The sequence below is a fragment of the Bradyrhizobium glycinis genome (genome assembly GCF_016031655.1).
GTDB classification, from domain to species: Bacteria; Pseudomonadota; Alphaproteobacteria; order Rhizobiales; family Xanthobacteraceae; genus Bradyrhizobium; species Bradyrhizobium glycinis.
Map to the genome: position 1 here is coordinate 554,537 of NZ_JACCHQ010000001.1, position 23,229 is coordinate 577,765.

Annotated in this window: 25 protein-coding genes; 14 read left to right on the forward strand and 11 right to left on the reverse strand. The window is 64.6% G+C overall.

The annotated features are described in order from the left end of the window. The first annotated feature begins 68 nt into the window (after positions 1 to 68). The 3 genes from HZZ16_RS02620 (at position 69) to HZZ16_RS02630 (ending at position 2,599) form a co-directional block, all read left to right on the forward strand. A complete protein-coding gene (locus HZZ16_RS02620) occupies positions 69 to 791 on the forward strand; it encodes a phosphatidylserine decarboxylase (RefSeq protein ID WP_311973699.1) in 723 nt (240 codons plus the stop codon). An 86-nt stretch (positions 792 to 877) separates the two neighbouring features. Further along, on the forward strand, positions 878 to 1,756 hold the full coding sequence (locus tag HZZ16_RS02625; RefSeq protein WP_197946942.1) for a CDP-alcohol phosphatidyltransferase family protein: 879 nt from the start codon (positions 878 to 880) through the stop codon (positions 1,754 to 1,756). Between the two features lie 123 nt (positions 1,757 to 1,879). Beyond that, positions 1,880 to 2,599, forward strand: coding sequence for an RraA family protein (locus HZZ16_RS02630; protein WP_197946943.1), 720 nt, complete (start codon positions 1,880 to 1,882; stop codon positions 2,597 to 2,599). A 117-nt stretch (positions 2,600 to 2,716) separates the two neighbouring features. Here the strand turns inward: HZZ16_RS02630 and HZZ16_RS02635 are convergent, their stop codons facing one another. Then, positions 2,717 to 3,034: a hypothetical protein gene (locus HZZ16_RS02635; RefSeq protein WP_246509919.1), complete on the reverse strand. Its 318-nt coding sequence runs from the start codon at positions 3,032 to 3,034 to the stop codon at positions 2,717 to 2,719. A 277-nt stretch (positions 3,035 to 3,311) separates the two neighbouring features. Between HZZ16_RS02635 and HZZ16_RS02640 the strand changes: the two genes are divergently transcribed. The 7 genes from HZZ16_RS02640 (at position 3,312) to HZZ16_RS02670 (ending at position 11,919) form a co-directional block, all read left to right on the forward strand. Beyond that, positions 3,312 to 4,085: a motility protein A gene (locus HZZ16_RS02640; protein ID WP_197946944.1), complete on the forward strand. Its 774-nt coding sequence runs from the start codon at positions 3,312 to 3,314 to the stop codon at positions 4,083 to 4,085. A 23-nt stretch (positions 4,086 to 4,108) separates the two neighbouring features. Then, entirely contained in the window at positions 4,109 to 4,939 is an 831-nt protein-coding gene (locus HZZ16_RS02645) for an OmpA/MotB family protein (RefSeq protein ID WP_197946945.1), read from the forward strand. 172 nt (positions 4,940 to 5,111) lie between these two features. Continuing rightward, complete coding sequence (locus HZZ16_RS02650; protein WP_197946946.1) at positions 5,112 to 7,010, forward strand: potassium transporter Kup; 1,899 nt, start codon at positions 5,112 to 5,114, stop codon at positions 7,008 to 7,010. Between the two features lie 140 nt (positions 7,011 to 7,150). Next, positions 7,151 to 9,079 (forward strand): potassium transporter Kup, encoded by a 1,929-nt coding sequence (locus HZZ16_RS02655; protein WP_197946947.1) that lies wholly within the window; start codon positions 7,151 to 7,153, stop codon positions 9,077 to 9,079. Between the two features lie 211 nt (positions 9,080 to 9,290). After that, the gene (locus tag HZZ16_RS02660) at positions 9,291 to 9,617 is read left to right on the forward strand and encodes a rhodanese-like domain-containing protein (protein WP_197946948.1); all 327 of its coding nucleotides are present in this window, start codon (positions 9,291 to 9,293) and stop codon (positions 9,615 to 9,617) included. Positions 9,618 to 9,624: 7 nt separating this feature from the next. Next, positions 9,625 to 10,806 carry an aminotransferase gene (locus tag HZZ16_RS02665; protein WP_197946949.1) on the forward strand — a complete coding sequence of 394 codons (1,182 nt, stop codon included), beginning with the start codon at positions 9,625 to 9,627 and terminating at the stop codon, positions 10,804 to 10,806. Positions 10,807 to 10,812: 6 nt separating this feature from the next. Continuing rightward, entirely contained in the window at positions 10,813 to 11,919 is a 1,107-nt protein-coding gene (locus HZZ16_RS02670; protein WP_197946950.1) for a polyamine ABC transporter substrate-binding protein, read from the forward strand. A 100-nt stretch (positions 11,920 to 12,019) separates the two neighbouring features. Here the strand turns inward: HZZ16_RS02670 and HZZ16_RS02675 are convergent, their stop codons facing one another. The 6 genes from HZZ16_RS02675 to HZZ16_RS02700 all read right to left on the reverse strand — a co-directional run bounded on the left by HZZ16_RS02675 (position 12,020) and on the right by HZZ16_RS02700 (position 16,804). Beyond that, the gene (locus tag HZZ16_RS02675) at positions 12,020 to 12,952 is read right to left on the reverse strand and encodes a lipid A biosynthesis lauroyl acyltransferase (protein WP_197946951.1); all 933 of its coding nucleotides are present in this window, start codon (positions 12,950 to 12,952) and stop codon (positions 12,020 to 12,022) included. Positions 12,953 to 12,960: 8 nt separating this feature from the next. After that, entirely contained in the window at positions 12,961 to 14,238 is a 1,278-nt protein-coding gene (locus HZZ16_RS02680) for a beta-ketoacyl-ACP synthase (RefSeq protein ID WP_197946952.1), read from the reverse strand. Positions 14,239 to 14,259: 21 nt separating this feature from the next. Continuing rightward, complete coding sequence (locus tag HZZ16_RS02685; RefSeq protein WP_197946953.1) at positions 14,260 to 15,465, reverse strand: beta-ketoacyl-ACP synthase; 1,206 nt, start codon at positions 15,463 to 15,465, stop codon at positions 14,260 to 14,262. Further along, the gene (locus HZZ16_RS02690; RefSeq protein WP_197946954.1) at positions 15,462 to 15,932 is read right to left on the reverse strand and encodes a 3-hydroxyacyl-ACP dehydratase FabZ family protein; all 471 of its coding nucleotides are present in this window, start codon (positions 15,930 to 15,932) and stop codon (positions 15,462 to 15,464) included. Before HZZ16_RS02690 ends, HZZ16_RS02685 begins: the two co-directional genes overlap by 4 nt. A gap of 10 nt (positions 15,933 to 15,942) precedes the next feature. After that, positions 15,943 to 16,230 (reverse strand): acyl carrier protein, encoded by a 288-nt coding sequence (locus tag HZZ16_RS02695; protein WP_007592476.1) that lies wholly within the window; start codon positions 16,228 to 16,230, stop codon positions 15,943 to 15,945. 232 nt (positions 16,231 to 16,462) lie between these two features. Next, positions 16,463 to 16,804, reverse strand: a complete 342-nt coding sequence (locus tag HZZ16_RS02700; RefSeq protein WP_197946955.1) for a hypothetical protein — start codon at positions 16,802 to 16,804, stop codon at positions 16,463 to 16,465. A gap of 318 nt (positions 16,805 to 17,122) precedes the next feature. On the opposite strand from HZZ16_RS02700, the gene HZZ16_RS02705 reads away from it, so the two are divergent. Continuing rightward, on the forward strand, positions 17,123 to 17,752 hold the full coding sequence (locus HZZ16_RS02705) for a ParB-like protein (RefSeq protein ID WP_197946956.1): 630 nt from the start codon (positions 17,123 to 17,125) through the stop codon (positions 17,750 to 17,752). Positions 17,753 to 17,762: 10 nt separating this feature from the next. Here the strand turns inward: HZZ16_RS02705 and HZZ16_RS02710 are convergent, their stop codons facing one another. Beyond that, the gene (locus HZZ16_RS02710) at positions 17,763 to 17,918 is read right to left on the reverse strand and encodes a hypothetical protein (RefSeq protein ID WP_197946957.1); all 156 of its coding nucleotides are present in this window, start codon (positions 17,916 to 17,918) and stop codon (positions 17,763 to 17,765) included. A gap of 170 nt (positions 17,919 to 18,088) precedes the next feature. Between HZZ16_RS02710 and HZZ16_RS02715 the strand changes: the two genes are divergently transcribed. Further along, the gene (locus tag HZZ16_RS02715) at positions 18,089 to 18,325 is read left to right on the forward strand and encodes a hypothetical protein (protein ID WP_197947282.1); all 237 of its coding nucleotides are present in this window, start codon (positions 18,089 to 18,091) and stop codon (positions 18,323 to 18,325) included. A gap of 221 nt (positions 18,326 to 18,546) precedes the next feature. After that, entirely contained in the window at positions 18,547 to 18,714 is a 168-nt protein-coding gene (locus HZZ16_RS02720; RefSeq protein WP_197946958.1) for a hypothetical protein, read from the forward strand. A gap of 60 nt (positions 18,715 to 18,774) precedes the next feature. Here HZZ16_RS02720 and HZZ16_RS02725 read toward each other — a convergent pair whose 3' ends face one another. The 3 genes from HZZ16_RS02725 to HZZ16_RS02735 all read right to left on the reverse strand — a co-directional run bounded on the left by HZZ16_RS02725 (position 18,775) and on the right by HZZ16_RS02735 (position 21,818). Then, positions 18,775 to 19,269: an MgtC/SapB family protein gene (locus tag HZZ16_RS02725; protein ID WP_197946959.1), complete on the reverse strand. Its 495-nt coding sequence runs from the start codon at positions 19,267 to 19,269 to the stop codon at positions 18,775 to 18,777. 10 nt (positions 19,270 to 19,279) lie between these two features. After that, positions 19,280 to 19,861, reverse strand: coding sequence for a peroxidase-related enzyme (locus HZZ16_RS02730; RefSeq protein WP_197946960.1), 582 nt, complete (start codon positions 19,859 to 19,861; stop codon positions 19,280 to 19,282). A 217-nt stretch (positions 19,862 to 20,078) separates the two neighbouring features. Continuing rightward, positions 20,079 to 21,818, reverse strand: coding sequence for an ATP-binding protein (locus HZZ16_RS02735; protein WP_197946961.1), 1,740 nt, complete (start codon positions 21,816 to 21,818; stop codon positions 20,079 to 20,081). A 365-nt stretch (positions 21,819 to 22,183) separates the two neighbouring features. Between HZZ16_RS02735 and HZZ16_RS02740 the strand changes: the two genes are divergently transcribed. Next, positions 22,184 to 23,149 (forward strand): catechol 2,3-dioxygenase, encoded by a 966-nt coding sequence (locus HZZ16_RS02740; protein ID WP_197946962.1) that lies wholly within the window; start codon positions 22,184 to 22,186, stop codon positions 23,147 to 23,149. The last annotated feature ends 80 nt before the right edge of the window (positions 23,150 to 23,229 follow it).

Genomic DNA, 23,229 nt, shown 5'->3' on the forward strand with positions numbered 1-23,229 from the left:
TTGTCTCCGGTCCCAAGTCTGGCCTAAACAAAGTCTGGCCTAAACAAGCCCGCGCGACGACCCCACGCATCAACCCCGACCGGCAAAAAGCAATGTCCATTCTCGATTCGATCCAGCGTCAGATCCCGCCGATCCACAAGGAGGGCTATCCCTTCATCGGCGCCTTTGCGCTGGCGAGCCTGATCCTGTTCTGGCTGTGGTCGCCGCTGGGGTGGATCGGCACGATCCTGACCGTGTGGTGCGCACTGTTCTTCCGCGATCCCGTCCGCGTGACGCCGGTGCGCGAAGGTCTCGTGGTGTCGCCGGCCGACGGGCGTGTCTCCATGATCACCATGGCGCTGCCGCCGGCCGAGCTCGGGCTCGGCGACCGTCCGCTGCCGCGCGTCTCGATCTTCATGAGCGTGTTCAATTGCCACGTGAACCGTGCGCCCGTGGCGGGCAGGGTGGATCGTATCGCCTATCGGCCCGGCCTCTTCATCAACGCCGAGCTCGACAAGGCGAGCGAGGACAACGAGCGCAACTCGCTGGTGATCACGACGCCGACGGCGCGGATCGGCGTGGTCCAGATCGCCGGCCTGGTTGCCAAGCGCATCGTCTGCTTCGTGAGGGAGGGGCAGGCGATCGGCGCCGGCGAACGCTTCGGCCTGATCCGCTTCGGCTCCCGCCTCGATGTCTACTTGCCCGTGGGCACCAAGGCGCTGGTCTCGGAAGGGCAGACGGCGATCGCCGGAGAGACGATCCTTGCCGACCTTGCCAGCGATGACCCGGGCCGCGCCTTCCGCACCAATTAACCAATAGTCGGTGCTCGCAGGCGTTCCGCCGCAATGGCGGAGGGCGCCGCGGCTTGCTATATCTCGCCTCGAGATAAGGACGAGCCATGACGCCTTACGACTTCAAGGATCCCGACGTCCGCCGCCGGCGGTTCCGACCGATCCCGGTGCGGATGCTGGTGCCCAACGTCATCACGCTGCTGGCGATCTGCGCCGGCCTGACCTCGATCCGTCTGTCGATCGAAGGCCGGATGTCGCTCGCCGTCTACGCCATCGTGTTCGCCGCTGCGCTCGACGGTATCGACGGCCGCATCGCGCGCATGATCAAGGGGCAGTCCAAATTCGGCGCCGAGCTCGACAGTCTCGCCGATTTCGTCAATTTCGGCGTGGCGCCCGGCCTGATGCTGTATTTCTGGCAGTTGCACGAGCTCGGCAATGCCGGCTGGATCGCCGCCATGGTGTTCGCGATCTCCGGCGGCCTGCGGCTCGCCCGCTTCAACGCCACCATGGACGATCCGAACAAGCCGGCCTTCGCCGCCAATTTCTTCACCGGCGTGCCGGCGCCCGCCGGCGCGATCACCGTGCTGCTGCCGATCTATGTCGCGTTCCTCGATCTCGGCCGCACACCTGCGGCGGTGACCGCGGCCTACACGCTTCTGATCGCGTTTCTGATGGTGTCGCGCCTGCCGGTGTTCTCCGGCAAGACCAAGCGCATGCGCGTGCCGCCTGAGCTTGTGCTGCCGGCGTTCGTCGCCGTGATCGTCTTCATCGCGCTCCTGATCGCCTATCCCTGGCACGTGCTGTCGATCGGCACGGTGCTGTATCTTCTCGCGCTGCCGCTCGGCTACAAATCCTATCGCGACCAGGCGCGCGCGATGGAGGCCACCGCGCCGGCGGGAGGCGAGGTCCCGTCACCGCCGTCGGCGCCGACGCTGGCGAATTTGTCGGAGCCGCCCCAGGACGACCGGCCCGAGCGGCTGCACTAAAGGCCGCAAGCAGATATCTGCCATGATGGCGCGCTGAGTTGGGTCGAGAGCCGATCTCGGCTATATCGCCCTTGTGCCGGCGGCATCGCGCAATCAATCGCCGCCAACCTGGGAGAGAACGCCGTGACCAATTCCGCGACCGGGCCGCTGCCCGCTTCCGTCCTCGAAGCGCTGGGCCGCTACGACACGCCGACGATCTGCAATGCCATGGAGATCGTGGCGCCCGAGCGGCGGCTGATCGGCTACACCACCAAGCAACTGGTCTGCCCGTTTCCCGACCTGCCGCCGATCGTCGGCTATGCCCGCACGGTGACGATCCGCTCGGTTCTGAAGTCATCGCTTCCGGCCGAGGAGCAGTCCAAGCGCCGAATCGAATATTACGAATATGTCGGCACCGGCCATGGCCCGCGCATCTCGGTGATCCAGGACATCGACGGACCCGACGTCGGCTATGGCGCGTTCTGGGGCGAGGTCCAAAGCAACGTGCACAAGGCGCTCGGCTGCCTCGGCGTCATCACAGACGGCTCGATCCGCGACATCCCGCAATGGGCCCCTGGGTTCCAGGCACTGGCCGGCTCGATCGGTCCGTCGCACGCCTGGGTGCACGCGGAAAGCTTTGGCGGCGAAGTGCGCGTCGCCGGCATGACCGTGAAGTCGGACGATCTCATCCACGCCGACCGGCATGGCGCCATCGTGATCCCGCTCGAGCTTGCCGCAAAGCTGCCGGAGGCCGCCGAACTGTGCGGCCGCCGCGAGACGCCGATCCTGGAGATCGCCCGCAGCCCCGACTTCTCGCTCGAGAAGCTGAAGGCCGCGCTGAAGCGCTCGGCGGAGATCCATTGACGGCTGCTCGAGCATGATCCGGAAAAGTGCCTAGCGGTTTTCCGAAAAGATCATGCTCAAACAATAACCCTAAGGCGCGATGACGATTCTCCGAATCGCATCGCGCTTTAGGGCAATCTATGGCCGCGACGACGGCCGGAGGCCGTCTTGCTCGGTCAGAAGCAGGGCGGCTTGATCCGGTTCCCCGAGCACGGCGGCGGCGCATCCGATCAGGGTGAAGCCGCCGGCAAGGTCCCAAAGCGTGATGTCGTGTGCGCTATCGGCGGTGTGCATCAAGCGCGCTGCGAGCACGGCAAAGGCGGCCTCGACAAAGAGCAGCACGCTGAACGCCGGAAGCACGAGTTCCGGCTCCAGCATGTGGAACGCCAGTGCCGCGGGCATCGCCGTGAGAAGACTGAATAGCGTCAACATCGCGATGGCTCCGCGATCGGCCATGTCGCAACGCTAGCAGACACCAACTGATCCCCGTCCACGATGTGGCGGAGGGCCGCAGCCGATGTGACGTCGTGGCGCGCCTGCTCATGGTTAGCGAAGTGTTGAAATTCCTATCGCTGGACGGCAACCGGAACATTTGGGGCAGCGCGCGGCACATCGTCCAGACTTAACCTTTACGCGGCTTTAAGGGCGGCGCTCTAGGGTCCTGCGAAGCGGTTCGCCTTGGGCCGCGCCAGCGGCCAGGACAGCCGTTGTTGCGTACGTGTTGGAGTCAGTAATGGATATCGCAACACTTGTCGGGTTGGCCGCGGGCGCCACTGTGGTGTCGACCCTGATCTTGATGGGCGGCAGCTTCGGGATGTTTTACGACATCCACGCTGTGATCGTCATTTTCGGCGGCTCGTTCGCAGCAACGATGATCCGCTTTCCCTTGTCCGCGATGATCCACGGCGTGCCGCTCGGCGCGAAGTTTGCCTTCACTCTGAGCCGCCTTTCGGCTCACGACCTTGTCGACGAACTCGCCCGCATCGCGGAAATCGCCCGCAAGCAGGGCCCGGTCGGACTGGAAAAGGTCGAGACCGACGAGCCGTTCCTCGCCAAGGGCATCCGCTATGTTGCTGACGGCTACGACCTCGATTTCATTCGCGACAATCTGGAGCGCGACCGCGACAACTTCCTGATGCACCTCGACGAAGGCAGCAAGATCTACCGCGCCGTCGGCGACTGCGCCCCGGCGTTCGGCATGATCGGCACGCTGCTTGGCATGGTGCAGATGTTCTCCAACATGTCGGATCCCTCCAAGCTCGGTCCGTTCATGGCCACCGCGCTGCTGGCGACCCTGTACGGCGCCGTTGTCGCCAACCTGATCTGCTTGCCGATTGCCGACAAGCTGCACGGCAAGCTGCTGGACGAAGAGACCAATCGCACCCTGATCATCGATGGCATCCTGATGATCCGCGACTCCAAGAGCCCGACCCTGGTGCGCGAAATGCTGCTGGCCTATCTGCCGGAGAAGCATCGTCACGCCGAAGGCGAGCCGGTGCCGGCTTGAGGCCGCTGCCTGGATTTTGAGAAATGGCCAAGAAGAAGCGCGGCAATGCTCACGGCGGCGGCCACGGCTGGTTCGTGACCTTCGCCGACCTGATGGCGCTGCTGCTGGCGTTTTTCGTGATGCTTGTCGCGTTCTCCACGCAAGATGCCAACAAGCTGAAGATCGTCGCGGGCTCGATGCGCGAGGCGTTCGGCGTGCAGAGCGAAGCGCGCTACTCCGGCATCGTCGAATCCGACGGCCTGCCGACGCGCCCGCGGCTCAAGAACGTTGACCACATCCAGCCGGAGGATGCCTCCAACACGCCGACGCCCGATCAGGAAGACCGCGAAAAGACCTCCGGCGCGAAGATCAAGATCGACCGCAATTTCGCGCTGGCCGCGGCCTCGCTGCGCCAGGCGTTGCAGGACATGCCGGAACTGACCGAGATGTCCAAGCACATCATGTTCGAGGAGACCAAGCAGGGCCTGAACCTCGAGATCGTCGACCAGGACGGCCGCTCGATGTTCGCCGACGGCTCCAAGGTGCCCTACGACCGCACCCGCCGCCTGATCGAGAAGCTCGCGATCCCGCTCAAGGCGACGCCGCTCCGCGTCTCCATCGCCGGCCACACCGCGGTGGGGTTCGTGCCGACCCGCAGCGACTATGGCGCCTTCGATCTGTCGGCCGATCGCGCCAACGCCGTGCGCCAGATCCTCGAACGCGAGGGCCTGCCGCCGTCGCACATCTTCGCCGTCTCCGGCAAGGCCGATACCCAGCCGCTGTTTCCGGACGATCCCTCGCTGGCAGCCAACCGGCGGGTGACCATCACCTTGATGCGCGAAGATCCGCCGCTGCCGCCGAATCTGAAGCCGTAACCCCTTGCGCTACCATCTTACCTGAGGCATGTCGTTGCGCTGGCGATGAGCGTGGCTGTGGCGTCACAGCATCCGGCTCGGCGCCTGCTATGATGGTGCGCCGATTGACAGGTGCACCGGAAGCGTCAAAAGGCGCCGGATCAATTTCAGGGACGAAGCGTTCTCCACCTTCATGACGGCGAGCATCACACAGGCCGAGACCCAGGAGGGACGGGCCACCTCAGGTTTTTGGTCCCTTACGCTCGGGAGCATCGGCGTCGTCTTCGGCGATATCGGCACTTCGCCGCTCTACGCATTCCACGAGGCGGTCAAGGCCGCCGCCCATGGCGAGCCGGTCTCGCGCGTCATCGTGCTCGGCGTGCTCTCGCTGATCCTGTGGGCGCTCCTGATCGTCGTCACCGCCAAATATGTCCTCTTGCTGCTGCGCGCCGACAATAACGGGGAGGGCGGCACGCTCTCGCTGATGGCGCTGGGGCAGCGCGCGCTGGGGCGGCGAAGCTGGATCCTGCTCGCGCTCGGCGTGATCGGCGCTTCGATGTTCATCGGCGATTCCATGATCACGCCGGCGATCTCGGTGCTATCGGCGGTGGAAGGTCTGAAGCTCGCAACCCCTGCGCTCGAGCACTACGTCGTGCCGGTCACCGTCCTCATCCTGGTGCTGCTGTTTGCAGTCCAGAGCAAGGGGACCGCGCTGGTCGCCTCGGCCTTCGGGCCGGTAATGGTGATCTGGTTCACCGTCATTGCCATCATGGGGGCTGTCCACATCGCCGACGACCCCTCCGTGCTGGCGGCCATCAATCCCTATTACGCCGTGCAGTTCGTGCTGTCGCACGGCACGATCGGCCTCGTGACCCTCGGTGCCGTGTTCCTGGCGGTGACGGGCGGCGAGGCGCTGTACGCAGATCTCGGCCATTTCGGCCGCAAGCCGATCCAGTCGGCCTGGATGTTCTTCGTGCTGCCCGCGCTTCTGATCAATTATTTCGGGCAGGGTGCGCTGGTGCTGTCCGATCCCAGCGCGATCGAGCATTCGTTCTATCGCATGGTGCCCGAGAAGCTGGTGCTGCCGCTGGTCGGGCTCGCAACGGCCGCAACTGTGATCGCGAGCCAGGCGGTGATCACCGGCGCCTACTCGCTGGTCTATCAGGCCGTGCAGCTCGGACTGCTGCCGCGTTTCGAGGTGCGGTACACCTCCGAATCGCATGCCGGCCAGATCTATTTGCCGCGGGTGAACCGGCTGCTGCTGATCGGCGTGATGCTGCTGGTGCTGCTGTTCCACACTCCCAGCAATCTGGCCTCGGCCTACGGCATTGCGGTCTCAACCACCATGGTCGCCGACGGGATCATGGGCTTCGTCGTGATCTGGAAGCTGTGGAATTGGCGCGCGGCTGCTGCCGCGGCCCTGATCGTGCCTTTCGTCATCGTCGATTTGAGCTTCTTCAGCGCCAACCTGCTCAAGCTGCTCGAAGGTGCCTGGGTGCCGCTGCTGTTCGGCATCGTCATGGCAGGGACGATCTGGACCTGGCGCAAGGGCTCGGCAATCCTGGTCCAGAAGACCCGCCGGATCGAGGTGCCACTGGACGATCTGATCCGCAGCCTGGAGAAGCGGCCGCCACACATCGTCAAGGGCACCGCGGTGTTCCTGACCAGCGATCCCGCCTTCGTGCCGACCGCGCTCCTGCACAATCTCAAGCACAACAAGGTGCTGCACGAGCACAACGTGATCCTGACGATCGAGACCGCGCAGACGCCCCGGGTCGATCTGTCGGAGCGGTTCAGAATGGAGAAGATCAGCGACAAGTTCTCCAAGGTCCGCTTGCGCTTCGGCTTCATGGAGCAGCCGAACGTGCCCAAGGCGCTCGCCATCGCCCGCAAGCAGGGTTGGCAGTTCGACATCATGTCGACCTCGTTCTTCGTGTCGCGAAGGTCGCTGAAGGCCTCGGCGCAGTCGGGCATGCCGCTCTGGCAGGATCATGTGTTCATCGCGCTGAGCCGATCAGCCAACGATGCCACCGACTATTTCCAGATCCCCACCGGCCGGGTGGTGGAAGTCGGGACCCAGGTCACCATCTAGAATGCAACCGGTGTAGCCATGCAGATTTGCATGGCTATGGCCCAGAATCGGGCTAGGCTATGCCGGTGGCGCAGCACTATAAGCCCGCGCGCTCTTCCGCCGTTGTGCAGTGAAGCATTTAGAGGCCATCGGGCTCTCCCATGACAAGCGACATAGCAGTTCCCGCCCCGGCAACGGTGGCGGCCAATGGGCATGGCGATGCCCATACCACCGCCAGTTTCGGCGCGCTGACGCTCGGCAGCATCGGAGTCGTTTACGGCGACATCGGCACCAGCCCGCTCTACGCGTTCCGCGAAGCCGTGATGGCCGCCTCGGGCGCGGACGGGTTGCCGACGCCGGCCGCCGTCCTCGGCGTGCTCTCGCTGATCCTGTGGGCGCTCATCGTGGTGGTGACGCTCAAATACGTCGTGATCCTGCTCCGCGCCGACAACAACGGCGAGGGCGGCACGCTGGCGCTGATGGCCCTGGCCCAGCGGGCGGTCGGCACCCGCGGGGCCACCATCGTGCTGCTCGGCATCATTTCCGGAGCCCTGTTCTACGGCGATGCCGTGATCACCCCGGCCCTCTCGGTGCTGTCGGCGATCGAGGGCATGAAGGACGTCACGCTAAGGTTCGAGCCCTACATCGTTCCGCTGACCGTGGTGATTCTGGTCTGCCTGTTCGCCGTGCAGTCGCGCGGCACGGCGCGCGTCGCCGCTTTCTTCGGCCCGATCATGTGCGTCTGGTTCGCGGTCCTCGCGGCCGCAGCGATCCATCCGATCATCCAGCAGCCGCAGGTGCTGCTCGCGCTCAATCCGTTCTACGCCGTGAACTTCATGCTGCACCATGGCATCATCGGCTTCGTGACGCTGGGCGCGGTGTTCCTGGCCGTGACCGGCGCGGAGGCGCTCTATGCCGACCTCGGCCATTTCGGCAAGCGGCCAATCCAGACCGCCTGGCTGTTCATCGTGCTGCCCGCGCTGGCGCTGAACTATCTGGGCCAGGGCGCGCTGGTGCTCGGCGATCCCGGCGCTATCGTGAGCCCGTTCTTCCAGCTGTTTCCGCAAGGCTTCATCCGAGGCTGCATGGTCGTGCTCGCCACCATGGCGACCGTCATCGCGAGCCAGGCCGTCATCACCGGCGCCTTTTCGCTGACGCGCCAGGCGATCCAGCTCGGGCTGCTGCCGCGTTTCGAAATTCGCCATACGTCGGAAGCCCATTCCGGCCAGATATTCATTCCGCGCATCAACCAGCTGCTGCTGGTCGCGGTGGTGCTGCTGGTGCTGCTGTTCCGCTCCTCCAGTGCGCTCGCGTCCGCCTACGGCATCTCCGTCACTGGCACCATGGTGGTCACGGCGATGATGGGCTTCGTCGTGGTCTGGAAGGGTTGGCGGTGGTCAGCGCTTGCCGCTGGTGCGCTGATTGCGCCGTTCCTGTTCCTCGATCTGACTTTCCTGAGCGCGAACCTGTTGAAGGTGTTCGAGGGCGGCTGGGTGCCGCTGGCGCTCGGTGCGGTCATGATCATCCTGATGTACACGTGGCGGCGCGGCAGCCGCCTCTTGTTCGAGAAGTCGCGCAAGCTCGAGTTCCCGCTCGCCGATCTCGTGGCGATGCTGGAGAAGCGGCCGCCGCAGCGGGTGCCTGGCACCGCGGTGTTCCTGACCTCGGATCCGCTCAGCGCGCCAACCGCGCTGATGCATAGTCTGAAACACTACAAGGTTCTGCACGAGAAGAATGTCATTCTCACCATCGAGACCGCGCAGACCCCGCGGATCGATCCGGCCGAACGGGTGAAGCTGGAGCAGATTTCACCGACCTTCTCCAAGGTGACGCTGAAGTTCGGCTTCATGGAATCGCCCAACGTGCCGAAGGCGCTCGCGATCGCCCGCAAGCTGGGCTGGCAGTTCGACATCATGTCGACCTCGTTCTTCCTGTCGCGCAGGGCGCTCAAGCCCGCCGCCCATTCCGGCATGCCGCGCTGGCAGGACCGGCTATTCATCTCGCTCAGCCGCTCGGCCAACGATGCCACCGACTACTTCCAGATCCCGTCGGGGCGCGTCGTCGAGGTCGGCACTCAGGTGACGATCTAGGACGAGCCGGGTCGCGGTGCACACCTCTCCCTTCGGGAGAGGTGAAGGCCGGGCAGGTCCCTCGAAACCCGCACTTCAAGTCGCTGCGATTTAGCTTTAGCTTGCGCCGCGCGGCTCAAGCCTTTGTGGCGCTTGATTTTCGTCTCCCGAGAGGCGAGGTTGCCGCCGGCCGGGATGCCCCGGCATGCGGCCCGCGACGTTGGAGGATGATGTGGCAAATCAAGTGCAGGATCTGACCCCGGACGAGGTCGCCAAGGGTGTCGCGGAAGGGCGCTATCTGCTGGTCGACGTCCGTGAGCCGAACGAGGTCGAGGCCGAGGCTTACCCTTACGGCGTCGTGGTTCCGCTCTCGACCTTCGATCCGAAGGCGATCCCCGATCCCCAAGGCAAGGAGGTCGTGTTCGCCTGCCGCTCGGGCAAGCGTTCGGTGACCGCCTCGCTGGCGGCACAGGCGGCGGGCCTGCCTTACGACAAGCATCTGGCCGGTGGCATGCTGGGCTGGAAGGCGGCGGGGCTTCCCAGCAAGGTCGGTGGCTAACCGCGCAATGACGACCAAGAGCTCTTCGCTGAACAAGGTCTTCGCCGACCTTCCCGTCACCATCTTCGAGGCGATGTCGCAGGCGGCGCGCGACAACAACGCCATCAATCTCGGCCAGGGTTTTCCTGACGATCCCGGCCCCGAGGACATCCGCCGCGCCGCGGCCGAGGCCTCGCTGAACGGCTACAACCAGTACCCCTCGATGATGGGCCTGCCGGAGCTGCGCCAGGCGATCGCGACCCATTACGGCCACTGGCACGGCCTCAAGCTCGATCCGATGAGCGAGGTGATGGTCACCTCGGGCGGCACCGAGGCGCTGACCTCGGCGATCCTCGCGGTGGTCCAGCCCGGCGACGAGGTGGTCTGCTTCCAGCCGGTCTATGATTCTTATTTGCCCATCATCCGCCAGGCCGGCGGCATTCCGCGCCTGGTGCGTCTGGAGCCGCCGCACTGGCGGCTGAATGAGGACATGCTGAAAAGCGTCTTCAATTCAAAGACCAAGGCGGTGCTGTTCAACAATCCCCTGAATCCCAGCGCGGTGGTCTATCCGCGCGAGGACCTCGAGCTCTTGGCGCGCTATTGCCAGGAGTTCGACGTCATCGCGATCTGCGACGAGGTCTGGGAGCACGTCACCTTCGACGAGCACAAGCACATCCCGCTGATCACCATCCCCGGCATGCGCGAGCGCACCATCAAGGTCGGCTCGGCCGGCAAGATCTTCTCGCTGACGGGCTGGAAGATCGGCTTCGTCTGCGCGGCGCCACCGCTGCTGCGCGTCGCGGCCAAGGTGCACCAGTTCCTGACCTTCACCACCGCGCCGAACCTGCAGGCCGCCGTCGCCTATGGCCTCGGCAAGTCCGACGACTACTTTCTGTCGATGCGCAAGGATCTGACACGGAGCAGGGACCGCCTGACCAAGGGCCTGGAGAGACTCGGCTTCCCCGTGCTGAAGTCGCAAGGCACCTACTTCCTCACCGTCGACCTGTCGCCGCTCGGGCTCAACGAGAGCGACACCGAGTTCTGCTGGCGGATCGTGAGAGACTACAAGGTCGCCGCGATCCCGGTCTCGGCGTTCTACGAGCAGGACCCCGTGACCTCGGTGGTGCGCTTCTGCTTTGCCAAGAAGGACCAGACGCTGGACACCGCACTGGAGCGGCTGTCGGACGCGGTGCGTGGACGCAAGAGGTAGATCGAGATGACGAACGTCAGCCGCTCTCGCTTTGGTCTCGCGATCGCCGCGGCGCTGACATTGCTCCCGCAAGGGGCGGGCGCCGAGGAGCGCGTCGTCAACTTCTACAACTGGTCGAATTACATGGCGCCGGATGTCCTTGAGGCCTTCACCAAGGAGACGGGCATCAAGGTCGTCTACGACACCTTCGACGCCAACGAGACGCTGGAGACGCGCCTGATGGCCGGCAAGTCCGGCTATGACGTCGTGGTGCCCACCGCCTATTTCCTGCAGCGGCAGATCAAGGCGAACATCTTCCAGAAGCTCGACAAGTCGAAGCTGCCGAACCTCGCCAACGCCTGGCCGGTGGTGACGCAGCGCCTCGCCACCTACGACCCCGGCAATGTCTACGCCGCCAACTACATGTGGGGCACGACCGGCATCGGCTACAACGTCGCCAAGGTGAAGCAGATCCTCGGGGCGGACGCGAAGATCGACAGCTGGGATATCGTCTTCAAGCCGGAGAACCTGGCAAAATTCAAAGATTGCGGCGTGCACATGCTGGACTCCGCCGACGACATCTTTCCGGCGGCGCTGAGCTGGCTCGGGCTCGATCCGAACTCGACCAAGCAGGCCGACCTCGAGAAGGCTGCCGATGTCGTGGCAAAAGTCCGCCCCTCCGTGCGCAAGTTCCACTCCTCCGAATATTTGAGCGCGCTCGCGACCGGCGAGATCTGCTTCGTGGTCGGCTGGTCCGGCGACATCATGCAGGCCCGCGCCCGCGCGGCGGAAGCCAAGAGCGGCGTCGAGATCGGCTACAGCATCCCGAAGGAGGGCGCGCAGATGTTCTTCGACAATCTCGCGATCCCCGCGGATGCCAAGAACGTCAAGGAAGCCTACGAGCTGATCAATTATCTCTACCGCCCCGACGTCGCCGCCAAGAACTCGGACTTCCTGTCCTATGCCAACGGAAATCTCGCCAGCCAGAAGCTGATCGATCCGAAGATCCTGAACGACAAGAACATCTATCCGGACGAGGCAACGCTTTCGAAGTTGTTCGTCATCACGGCGCGCGAGCCGGCCACGCAGCGGATCATCAACCGGCTCTGGACCAAGGTGAAGACGGGAAGGTGAGGCTCAGGTCATTCCGGGGCGATGCGAAGCATCGAACCTGGGATCTCGAGATTCCGGGTTCGGTCCTGCGGACCGCCCCGGAATGACGGCAGAGGGGCTGCTACCGCCACCTTCTATGCAGCCACAGCCACTGCTCGGGATGCTCGCGGACCCAGCTTTCCACCACGCTCGTGATCGCCTGCGTCGTGCCCTGGATGTCGATCTTGCCATCGGCATTGCGCACCGGCTGGATCTCTTCGGTGAGCTCGCCGCGGAAGCGGCCACCGGGCAGGCGGATGATGCGCACGCCGTGGATCGGGCATTCGACCTGGCGCAAGAGGCGCGCCAGCATCGGATTGGCGCGGGTCTTGCGGCCGAAGAACGTGACCTCGACGCCGGCCGTCAGATACTGGTCGATCAGCATGGCGACGTGCTTGCCGTCCTTCAGCGCTTGCGCGAGCCGCAGCGGCGCGTCGCGGCCGGCCGGGATCAGCGTGCCCATGTTGACCTGGCGCATCTCCTGGATGATGCGATCGGCGGAGGCGATGTTCGGCCGGCGATAGAGAATCGCGGTGTCCAATCCATGCGCGACCGCGGCGAGCGCGGGCAATTCCCAGTTCGCAAGATGCGCGGCGAAGATCAGCGCCGGCTTGCCGTCGTCGCGGATCTGGTCGAACAGCTCGATGCTGCGTTCGGGAATCTCCATCCGGCTCTTCTCCGGATGGTCGCGATCATAGTCCCAGACCTGGTCGATATGGGCGAACTCGGCCCCGACCCGGCCGAGATTGTCCCAGACGCCCATCAGGATCCGTTCGATCTCCTCCGGCGACTTCTCGGGAAAGGCGGCGGCGAGGTTGGCGCGGCCGATGCGGTGCTCGCGCAGGCGCGGCCCGATCAGCTTCACGGCGCGCGCAAAGAAGTCCGAGGTCTTGGCCGCATCGAAATAGCGCGTGGTGCGCAGCATCGCGACGGTCGCGGCGCCGATCAGGCTGCCGCCGAGCGATTTGGCAGCCTCCCGCGCGCGGGCTTTCGTGCTCGCAGGAAGCAGCGCCATGCGTCCGGTCAGGCCGGTTCGCGGGTCAGGATCAGCGAAGCGTTCTGGCCGCCGAAGCCGAACGAGTTCGACATCACCGCGGTCACGCGGGCATCGCGCGCCTTGTTGCCGACGACGTCGAACAGGATCGTGGGATCCGGATTGTCGTAGTTGATGGTCGGCGGAATGCGCTGATGCTCGAGCGTGAGCAGCGAGAAGATCGCCTCGACCGCGCCGGCGGCCGAGATGGTGTGACCGACCATCGACTTGTTGGAGGTGACCGGAATCTTCTGCGCGAGCTCGCCGAACACGGCCGACGTCGTATTGAACTCCATCTTGTCGTTCTCGGGCGTCGCGGTGCCGTGCGCGTTGATGTGGTCGATCTGGTCCGGCGTCATGCCGGCATCGGCCAGCGTCTTGTTCATGCAGCCGATGATCGGCTTGCCGTCGGGCGAGGAGCGGGTGCGATGGAAGGAATCGGTGAGCTCGCCGCAGCCGGCGATGACGCCGAGGATCTTCGCGCCGCGCGCGGTTGCCGCCTCGTAGCTCTCCAGCACCAGCGCGCCTGCGCCCTCGGCCATCACGAAGCCGTCGCGGTTCTTGGAGAAGGGACGGGAGGCCGCCTGCGGCGGGTCGTTCTGGGTCGACAGCGCCGAGAGCAGCGAGAAGCGCACCAGCGCCTCCGGGTTCACCGTGCCGTCGGTCGCAACGCACAGCGCGGCATCCGTCTCGCCGCGGCGGATCGCCTCGACGCCGAGCTGGATCGAGGTGGCTCCGGACGCGCACGCCGTCGATAGCGAGATCGGCGAGCCCTTGGTGCCGAAGGTCTCGGCGAGATAGGCGGCAACCGAGCCGAACATGAAGCGATGATGATAGGTGCTGAATTTGCCACCGCCAGAAATGCGGAGCAGATCGTCATAGGTGATGTCTTGCTGGCCCACGGCGCGACCGAGCTCGCGACGCTGCGGCCATTCGACCTCGACCGGTGCGACCGCGAGGAAGAGCGGACCGGGGAAATCGGCCTTGGCGCCGATGCCGGCCTGCTCCAGCGCTTCCTGCGTCACCAGCTCGGCCATTCGCTCCGACAGGGCGGTGGAGGAGAACGGATCAACGCTGACGAAATCGACCGTGCCGGCCATCGTGGTCTTGAGGCCGTCGATCGGAAAACGCGTGATGGTGCGGATGCCGGATTCGCCGGCGACGAGCTTTGCCCAATTGTCCGATTTGCCGGCACCGAGCGAGGTCATGATGCCCATGCCGGTGACGACGACGACGGGACGCCCGAGTTTGTCGCGTGGTGCAGTCATGTCGATCCCCGCTTGAGCTGATTAAACCGCCTCGACCAGCGCCATGCCTTCGCCGCGCCAGTGTCCGGCTCCCACGACCACGATCTGGGTGGGCGCGCCCTGCATTTCAATCTCGGTCCCCGTGGAATCATTCGGCGGGAACAGCGCGCCGCGCGAGATCGACAATGCGGCGAGGGCAATGCCGAGCGGAAATTGCGTTTCCATGGCGTGGCCGAACACCGTGCCGGTCGAGCGCACCGGAAAGTCGGTATGGTTCTTCAGGAAGTCGCGCTCGTCAGAGGTCGCGGGCTCCGCGCCGGTCGCGCCGGTGATGATCGCGCCCTTGCCCTCGCGCTTGGGCAGCTTGGCCCACAGCTTCTCGAGTGTCGCGGCCATGTCGCCGGGCTGCTTGCGTTTGGCGAGGTCTGCAACGACGCTCGACAGCTTGGCGAATGGCTTTGCACCGCGCGCTTCCGCATGCGCCTTCGATTCCAGCACCAGGAAGGCGCCGGCCGAGCCGAGCGCGAAGCCGGGATGGTCCTTGCGCGCCCAGACGGGCGCGAACTTGCCCTTCAGGTTGAAGTCGCCGAATTCGTAGAGGACGAGCAAGTCCTTGCGCTCGCCATTGTGCGAGCCGCCGACCAGCGCGATGTCGCTCTCGCCCGAGGCGATGCGCGCGAGCGCGATGCGGGCGGCATCGGCGCCGGCGACCTCTTCACCCATGAAGGTGCGCGAGGTGCCCCCTAAGCCGTGCACGATGGCGATGTTGCCGGCGAGCAGGTTGGACAGCTGGGCCAGGAACAGCGTCGGCCTGAGATCGCTCATCAGCCGTTCGTTGAGGAAGCCCGGCGCGTTGGCGCCCTTGGCCTCAGCGGTGAGAATGCCGCTGTCGACGTTGATGTCGCGCTCTCCGCCGCCGGCGGCGACGACCATGTCGATCTTCGACAAGATATCCTTGTTGCCTTTGATGCCGGCGGAATCGAGCGCAAGACCGGCGGCATAGGTGCCGATGCGCTGCCAGGCTTCCATCTGGCGCTGGTCGCCCTTCTTCGGGATCTGGCTGTCGAAGGATACGGGCATCAAGGGATGCACGATGTAAGGCGCAAAGCCCTTCTCGTCGACGTTGATGCGCTTTTCGGAAAGCGCGGCCCAGTTTGCGTCGAGGCCCTCGCCGAGCGAGGTGGCGAGCCCAATGCCGGTGATCCAGACCTCGGTCTGGCCTGGCTTCAAAGCGGGAGTGTCGGTCATGACGAGATGGCCTGTTGCGGAAATCCGACGCGCTTGGCGATGGCGTCCATGTGGGAGCGCATATCCGCATTGGGGAAGGGAATCAGCGTGAAGGTGAGCGCCGCATTCGCGCGCAGCTTGCCGCCGACCCGGATCTTGGCCTCGGTCATGGCATAGCCCGAGCCTTCATGGGTGAGGCTCGCCTCGATGCTCATGAGCTCGCCGGGGAAGACCGAGCCGCGGACCTTGGCCTCCTTCACGGCGGCCAGGATCGGCATGCGTTCGAACCGGAACACGCCGAGTTGAAGCCAGCCCGAGGCCTGCGCCATCGATTCGATCAGGAGCACGCCGGGCATCAAGGGATAACCGGGGAAGTGCCCCTCGAAGATGGTGCTTTCCTGCGGGACCTGCGCTTCGACGACGATCGTCTTCTCGTCGACCTTGAGGTCGACGATGCGATCGATCATGTGGAAGTATTCGAGTTGCATGACTGCGCCCTTAGGCGCTCGCGCCCTTGGCCGCAACCAGTTCGTCGATGCGGGCGCACAGGTTCTTCAGCACGAAATACTGCTCGGTGGTCGCCTTGCCGTCGTTGACCTCCTGAGTCCACTTCTCCAGCGGCAGCTTGATGCCGAACTGCTTGTCGATCGCGAAGGCGATATCGAGGAAATCGAGGCTGTCGATGCCGAGGTCATCGATGGCATGGCTATCCGGCGTGATCGTGTCGCGCGGGATGTCGCAGGTTTCAGCGATGATCGTGGCGACCTGATCGAATGTGGAAGACATCACTAAGCCTTTGATATATTGCAGGTATTTGTCGGATTGTCCAGAGTGGCACGGTGGCTGGGCAGTGCGCCCCTGATGACGCCCTCAAACCCCCCTCTGGCCGGGTCGAAAGCCCGTATATCGGAGCGCCGCCCTGAGTTCAATGGAGCCGGGAAGGCCCCGGGGGACAGCAACGGACGCGACTGGGGATGCCGGCGGGCCCGTCCGCCAAGAGGTCCGTGCCGGGCCGGTCCTAAATATGCGGCGTCGTGATCCTGACGCAGTCGCGGCGGCCCATCAGCACGCAATCCTGGGTCCGGCGCAGGTCGGCGATGCTGACCGCGAGCCAGATCCCGATCGCCGTCAGCGCGATGGTGAAGGCCAGCGCCGCGATGTTGGCAAGCATGCGCTGCCGGAAATTGTCGGGCTCGGCACGCGGCTGTTCGTAGCGCGACAGGTCCAACCGTTCGGGCGTGACGCGCAGCGGTTGCACGGTGCCCTTGCCGCGCTGGACACCGGGGGAAGGCGGGGTGCGCGGCCTGAACTGGAGCACCCGGTGCTCCTCGTCAGAGCTTATGGGCCGCTGGTTGTTCATGGGGCGGGGATCACTCCGAAGCAGCGATCTAGATAGCATAGGTGAGGCACGCGTTGCAGTAAATCTTTGCAATGCCAGGGTGCATTTATGCGCTCGTACTATTTGCGCATGGACCGGTATGCCGCGATCCAGGAACGGCCCGGTGGCGCGCGTTGCGTTGCAACGCGGGATCGCGACAGTTATTGAGGTCGTCTTTCTTCTGGGCGGTATCGACTTGTGACTGCGCGTCCTCCGAACGGATTTTGCCGCCGCAGGACCCATGGCATAGTCGCGGGAACCCGAACCCGTTAGTTGCATCCATGCGAAGGGCCTTCGACCATGACCACGACCAACGCGCGCGAGCCGAGAGTGCATCCGGTTCCGATCCTGTCGCTCCGGCCGACGCAGATGACGGTCGGCATGCGCGAGGTCAAGGAGAAGCGCAGGCGCTGGCGCGAGCACGGCAAGAAGAAGCAGGCGGATCTGCTCGGCAAGCACATGATCCCCGTCGTGTACGGCCCCGACGCGCGCTACTACGTGATCGACCATCATCACCTCGGCCGCGCGCTGCACGATGAAGGCGTCAAGGAGGTGCTGGTAACCGTCGTCGGCGACCTCAGGATGGTGGAGCGCGAGGCCTTCTGGGGCGTCATGGACAACAAGCGCTGGGTCTATCCTTACGACGCCAAGGGTGAGCGGCGGTCGTTCCGCGACCTGCCGAAATCAGTCGCCGACCTCAAGGACGATCCGTTCCGCAGCCTTGCCGGCGAATTGCGCCGCATGGGCGGCTTCGCCAAGGACACCACGCCGTTCTCCGAATTCCTGTGGGCCGACTTCCTGCGCCGGCAGGTCTCGCGCAAGGCGGTGGAGGCCGATTTCGACAAGGCGCTCGAGAAGGCAATGGCCGCGGCCAGAAGCAAGAATGCGATCTATCTGCCAGGCTGGTGCGGTCCGGCGGACGACGAGTAAGGGTATCACGTCAGTCGCGCTGGAAGATGCTGGCGCCGGGGTAGGCGCGGCGGGCGTAAGTGACCACGAGCGCGCGGTCCTGGGTGTCCAGGAACGGTGTCCGGATCTGGCATGATCCGACGATGAGGTGCCACAGGCCATTGAGCTTCTGGATCACGATTTTCATTTGCGTAGTCCTTGATGACTCCCATTCCAGCGAATGCTGCTCGTCGCCGCAGTGCCTGGGATCGCGGTCGCGGGTACGAAATTCCCAACGCGGCCGGCGCTGCAAACACATCGGCCCTTGTTAGTCGGTTACCGAATGTGCCGAGATAAGCAGGTTCTCATCACAGCCGCTTGAGCGAAATCAATTTCCCCCACCCACGAAACCGTCCTGAAACAGAGCCGTCGCATCTCTATGAAGTAGTCGAGCTCATACAGGAGGCGAAGATGCGCCGTCTGGCTTTCGCAATTGCTTTGCTCGCGCTCGCTTCGGCGGGAATCTCGGCATCCTTTGCCGCAGTCCACCATGCCAAGACGTTGACGTTCGCGGAGCGCTTTGCTCCCGCGCTCGAGTTGATGGCAAAGCACTAGCCGTATACGCCTCGCAGCCGTGAGCGATGCAGCGGCGGCGCGCCGCTAGGTGGACATCACGTCGCACCTGCCGACTGATGATGACCGGGTCAGGCTTGACCTGTCGCAAACCTGCCTCGCCCCTGACCGGCTAAGGTTTGCCTGCATGGTTGCAGAGACAGCGTTGTGCCCCGATGGGAGGGCCCCGGGCTCCAAGTCATGCAGATCTTGGAGGCACGGCCATGAGTGTCATCTTTCGCATCCTCTTTGTCCTCGCCGGCGCGATCACGGCGCTGTTCGTCGCGCGTGACGCGCTGAACTTCACCATCATCCAGACTTTCGTCGCCGTCCTGCTCATCACCGCCATCGTCGGGGCCGGCAGCCTCTGGAGCCTGCGGCGGAAACCGTGAGCGAGATCGTGGCTGGCTCTTTCGTGGCCAGGTCCGACGGCGAATCCGTCTAACCGATTGCTATCGGTGCTGCTCTTCTGGGGCGCTTTCGACCTCATGCGCCTCGTTCTTGCCGCCAAGCATACGATGCAGCCGGCGCTCGAGACGGCGGCCAATCGTCAGCAGGACGAAGGCCAGCGCCAAGGCAATGAAGACGATTCTCCACTGTCCGGCGCCGCAGACGATGCCAAGGCAAGCGGCAAGGAACGTGCAGGCCGCGCTGGTGAGGCCCTGAACGCGAAACCCCGTGCTTTGGTGTACGATGACGCCAGCGCCGAGAAAGCCAATGCCGGTGAGGATGCCCTGGATAACACGGCTGGCGGCGTCGACGACCCTGGCAGGTTCGGCGAGCTGCAGTGCAAGCAGCACCACGCTCGCGGTGGAGAGCCCGACGATGCCGAGCGTCTTCAGCCCGATCGGCTTGCCTTGCAGGTCGCGGTTGAGGCCGATCGCGCCGCCGGCGAGCGTCGCTGTGCCGAGGCGCAGCAGGATTTCGGGCCAATCGAGCTCGGTCATGGCGCCTCGATCATGTCTTCGGCAGGCGGCCCATCAGATAGAACTCCTCGTTCGGCCGCATGCCCGTGAAATTCGCCAGCCGGTTCGACAGCGCGAAGAAGGCGGCGATCGCGGCGATGTCCCAGATGTCGTCGTCGCTGAAGCCGTGCGGCGCGAGCGCGGCGAAGTCGTCCTCGGAAATCCGCTGCGCGTCAGCCGAGACCTTCATGGCGAAATCGAGCATCGCCTTCTGCCGCGGCGTGATGTCGGCCTTGCGATAGTTGATCGCGACCTGGTCGGCGATCAGCGGGTTCTTGGCGCGGATGCGCAGGATCGCGCCATGGGCGATCACGCAATATTGGCACTGGTTGGCCGCCGACGTCGCCACCACGATCATCTCGCGCTCGGCCTTGGTGAGGCCGCCGTCCTTCTCCATCAGTGCGTCGTGATAGGCGAAGAAGGCGCGGAACTCGTCGGGGCGATAGGCCAGCGTCAGGAACACGTTCGGCACGAATCCGCTCTTCTCCTGCACGGCAAGGAGGCGCGAGCGGATGTCGTCGGGCAGCGTGTCGAGGGCGGGTGCGGGAAAGCGTTGCGTGGCGGTCTTGGTCATGGGCATGGATTCCGGCTTGAGGCGGGAACCATAGTCGATGCGGGTCAGACGCTCCAGATGCGTCGCACAGTCTCGTGCCCCGGACGCGGCGCAGCGCCTCTTCGGCGGTGCGCTGCAGAGCCGGGGCCCATACTTCTGAGGGTGTGCGTGGTATGGGTCCCGGCTCTGCGCAGCAACGCTAAGGGCGTTGCAGCGCGTCCGGGACACGAGAGCTGAGTTACCGCAGCGGCTTCTTCAGCAGCGAGAAGCGGTCCGGGTCGAGGCCCATCGAAGGCTGCAGCATCGGGGCTTCGAGGCTGGACATCGTCTTCGCCGGCGGTGCCGAGAACACGGGGTCGTTCGGCACATCGCGCTGCGAGGTGGCGCCGCGCCAGCGTTCCAGCACCGCGCTGACGAAATGCATGTCGTGACCGGAGGTGACGGACGGCACACTCGAGATGGTGGCCTCGCCGCGCGGCAATTGGTGCGGCGGCACCTCCTTGAAGCGCAAGCGGGTCGGCAGCGCCACGCCTTCGCCGAACGCCAGCACCTCGCGGGTGCCGAGCGACGGTACGAAGGAGAGCAGGTTCGCGGCGGCGTCCGACACTGCGGCGCGCAGCAGCGCCTGGTCGCGGTCGTTGGCGAGGCGCATCGTGAACAGCGTGTTGCACTGGGAGATGATGGTGGCGTCGAGCTCGGCGGGGCGCTGGGTGATGAGGCCGAGATAGACGCCGTATTTGCGACCTTCCTTGGCAATGCGCGACACCGCCTTGCGGGTCGGGCCGAAGCCGATGTTGCGGTCGGCGGAGGCGTAGCGATGCGCCTCCTCGCAGACGAACAGCAGCGGCGAGACGCCGTCGCTCCACAGGCCGAAGTCGAAGGCCATGCGGCAGAGCACGGACACAACGGAATCGATCACCTCGGCCGGGAAGCCGGCAAGCTGCATCACCGTCATCGGCTTGCCGTTGGCGGGCAGGCGGAACAGGTGGCTAATGACCTCGGCCATGGTGTCGCCGCCGACATTGGCGTTGTCGAACATGAAGGCGTAGCGCGGGTCGTTGCGCACCGCCTCGATGCGCGAAATCAGCTTGTGATAGATGATGCGCGAGGAGCGGTTCTCGAGCTTGCCCATGCGCTCGTCGATCAGCGACAGCAGGTCGACCAGACGATAGGGCACCGGCGTATCGACGGTGTAGCCGATCTGCTTGGGATCGATGCGCTTGAGGCCGATGCGGTCGGCGTTCTGATACTGGGTGTAGACGCCCTTGGCGAGCGGGATCACCTCGGCGAGGATGTCGAGCTCTTCCGGGACGCCGGCGCGGCCGCCGAACAGCACGTCGACGATTTCCTCGAAGTTGAACAGCCAGAACGGCAGCTTCAGGTTTCGCGGATTGAGCACCAGCGCGCGGTCGCCGAAGCAGCGGCCATATTCGTTGTGCACGTCGAGCAGGAAGATGCGCAGGTTCGGGCGCGCCTTCAGGATCTCGTTGAGCAGCAGCGAGACGCCGGTCGATTTACCGACGCCTGTCGATCCCAGCACGGCAAAATGCTTCGACAACATTTCCTCGACGTCGACATAGGCGATGACCGAGCGGTCCTGCTGCAGGAAGCCGACGTTGATCTGGTCCGAGCCTGTCGGCGCGTAGATCGTGCGCAGCTCCTGGCTCGTGATCAGGTCGACAGCATCGCCGATGGTCGGATAATTGGTGACGCCGCGCTGAAACTTGGCCTTATCCGAGGCATTGAGGATCTCGCCGAGCAGGTCGACCGAGGCGATGGCGATGTAATTGTCCGAGCCCGACAGATTCTCGCAGGAGACCTCCGTGATCATCGCAACGATGACCGAGCTGGCGCAGCGAATGCTGACGAAACGGCCGACGGTTGCCCGCACCTCCGAGATCGGCATCCGGCTTTCCGCCAGAAGCCCGACCCGGGCGAGCGATCCGCGAACCGAAATCACGCGTCCAAAGGATGTCACGATGGATGAACCTGGCAAGAGCAAAGGGATTTGCCCGACTATGCGCGGCCGTCGCTGCACAAACGGTTAAACGCCGGACGCGCCCGCTCCGTTAAATCCGCGGTATTCGGTCCGGAGCCTTGTCGCCAACGCCTGCCTAAGGGCGAAATCACCCGGAAAATGCTGCATTTCCGGACCCTTCAGGTGAGGTGGCCCTTAAGGAAGCGTTTACCATCCGGGCCGGCTGCCCGTCTCGTCCGGAGGACGGCGGTCAGGCGCCGATCGCAGCAGGGACATCGGTTGCTTTGTTGACTGGACCTAATCATTTGTACATTAGTACAAATGAGCGCCGCGCAGAAGGCCCGGCGCTGCTCCAGGAGGAAACCATGCAGCCCGAACCGATCCTCGATCTCGCCCATCTCGGCCACATGGAGCTGCTGACGCCGAAGCCCGGCGAGAGCCTGAAGTTCTTCGTCGATGTGATGGGCATGACCGTCAGCGGCCAGAAGGGCGAGTCGGTCTATTTGCGCGGCTGGGACGATTACGAGCGCTATTCGCTCAAGCTCACGGCATCGAAGACCTCAGGCATGGGCCACATGGCGCTGCGTGCGCGCAGCCAGCAGGCGCTGGAGCGGCGCGTCGCCGCGCTGAGGGGATCCGGCTTCGACATCGGCTGGATCGACGGCGACATGGGGCAGGGGCCGACCTTCCGCTGCCGCGATCCCGATGGGCACATCGTCGAACTCTATTACGAGACCGAATGGTATCAGGCGCCGCCCGAACTCAAGCCTGCGCTGAAGAACCAGGCCCAGCGCTTCCCCGCCCGCGGCGTCAATGTCCGCCGCCTCGACCACCTCAACTGCCTTGCCGTCGACATCAAGGCCAACCGCGAGTTCTTCGAGACCTATCTCGGCTGCCGCCTCACCGAGCAGATCGTGCTCAACGACGGCCGTGAGGCGGCGATGTGGCTGACGATGTCGAACAAGAGCTACGATTTCGCCTATTCGCTCGACCATTCCGGCGTGCCGGGGCGCTTCCACCACGTCACCTACGCGCTCGACAGCCGCGAGGAGATTCTTCGCGCCGCGGACATTTTTCTCGAGAACGGCGTGCATATCGAGACCGGCCCGCACAAGCACGCCATCCAGCAGACCTTCTTCCTCTACGTCTACGAGCCTGGCGGCAACCGTGTCGAAGTCGCCAATGCCGGCGCGCGTCTCATTCTCGCGCCCGACTGGAAGCCGATCGTGTGGACCGAGGAGGAGCGCAAGAAGGGCCAGGCCTGGGGATTGAAGACGATCGAGTCCTTCCACACCCACGGCACGCCGCCGGTTGAGATGAAGCACGGTTAGCCTGACGTTTCATTCAGTGTCATTCCGGGGCCTGAGCGTAGCGAGGGAGCCCGGAATCCATAACCACCAGCCGGGATTAT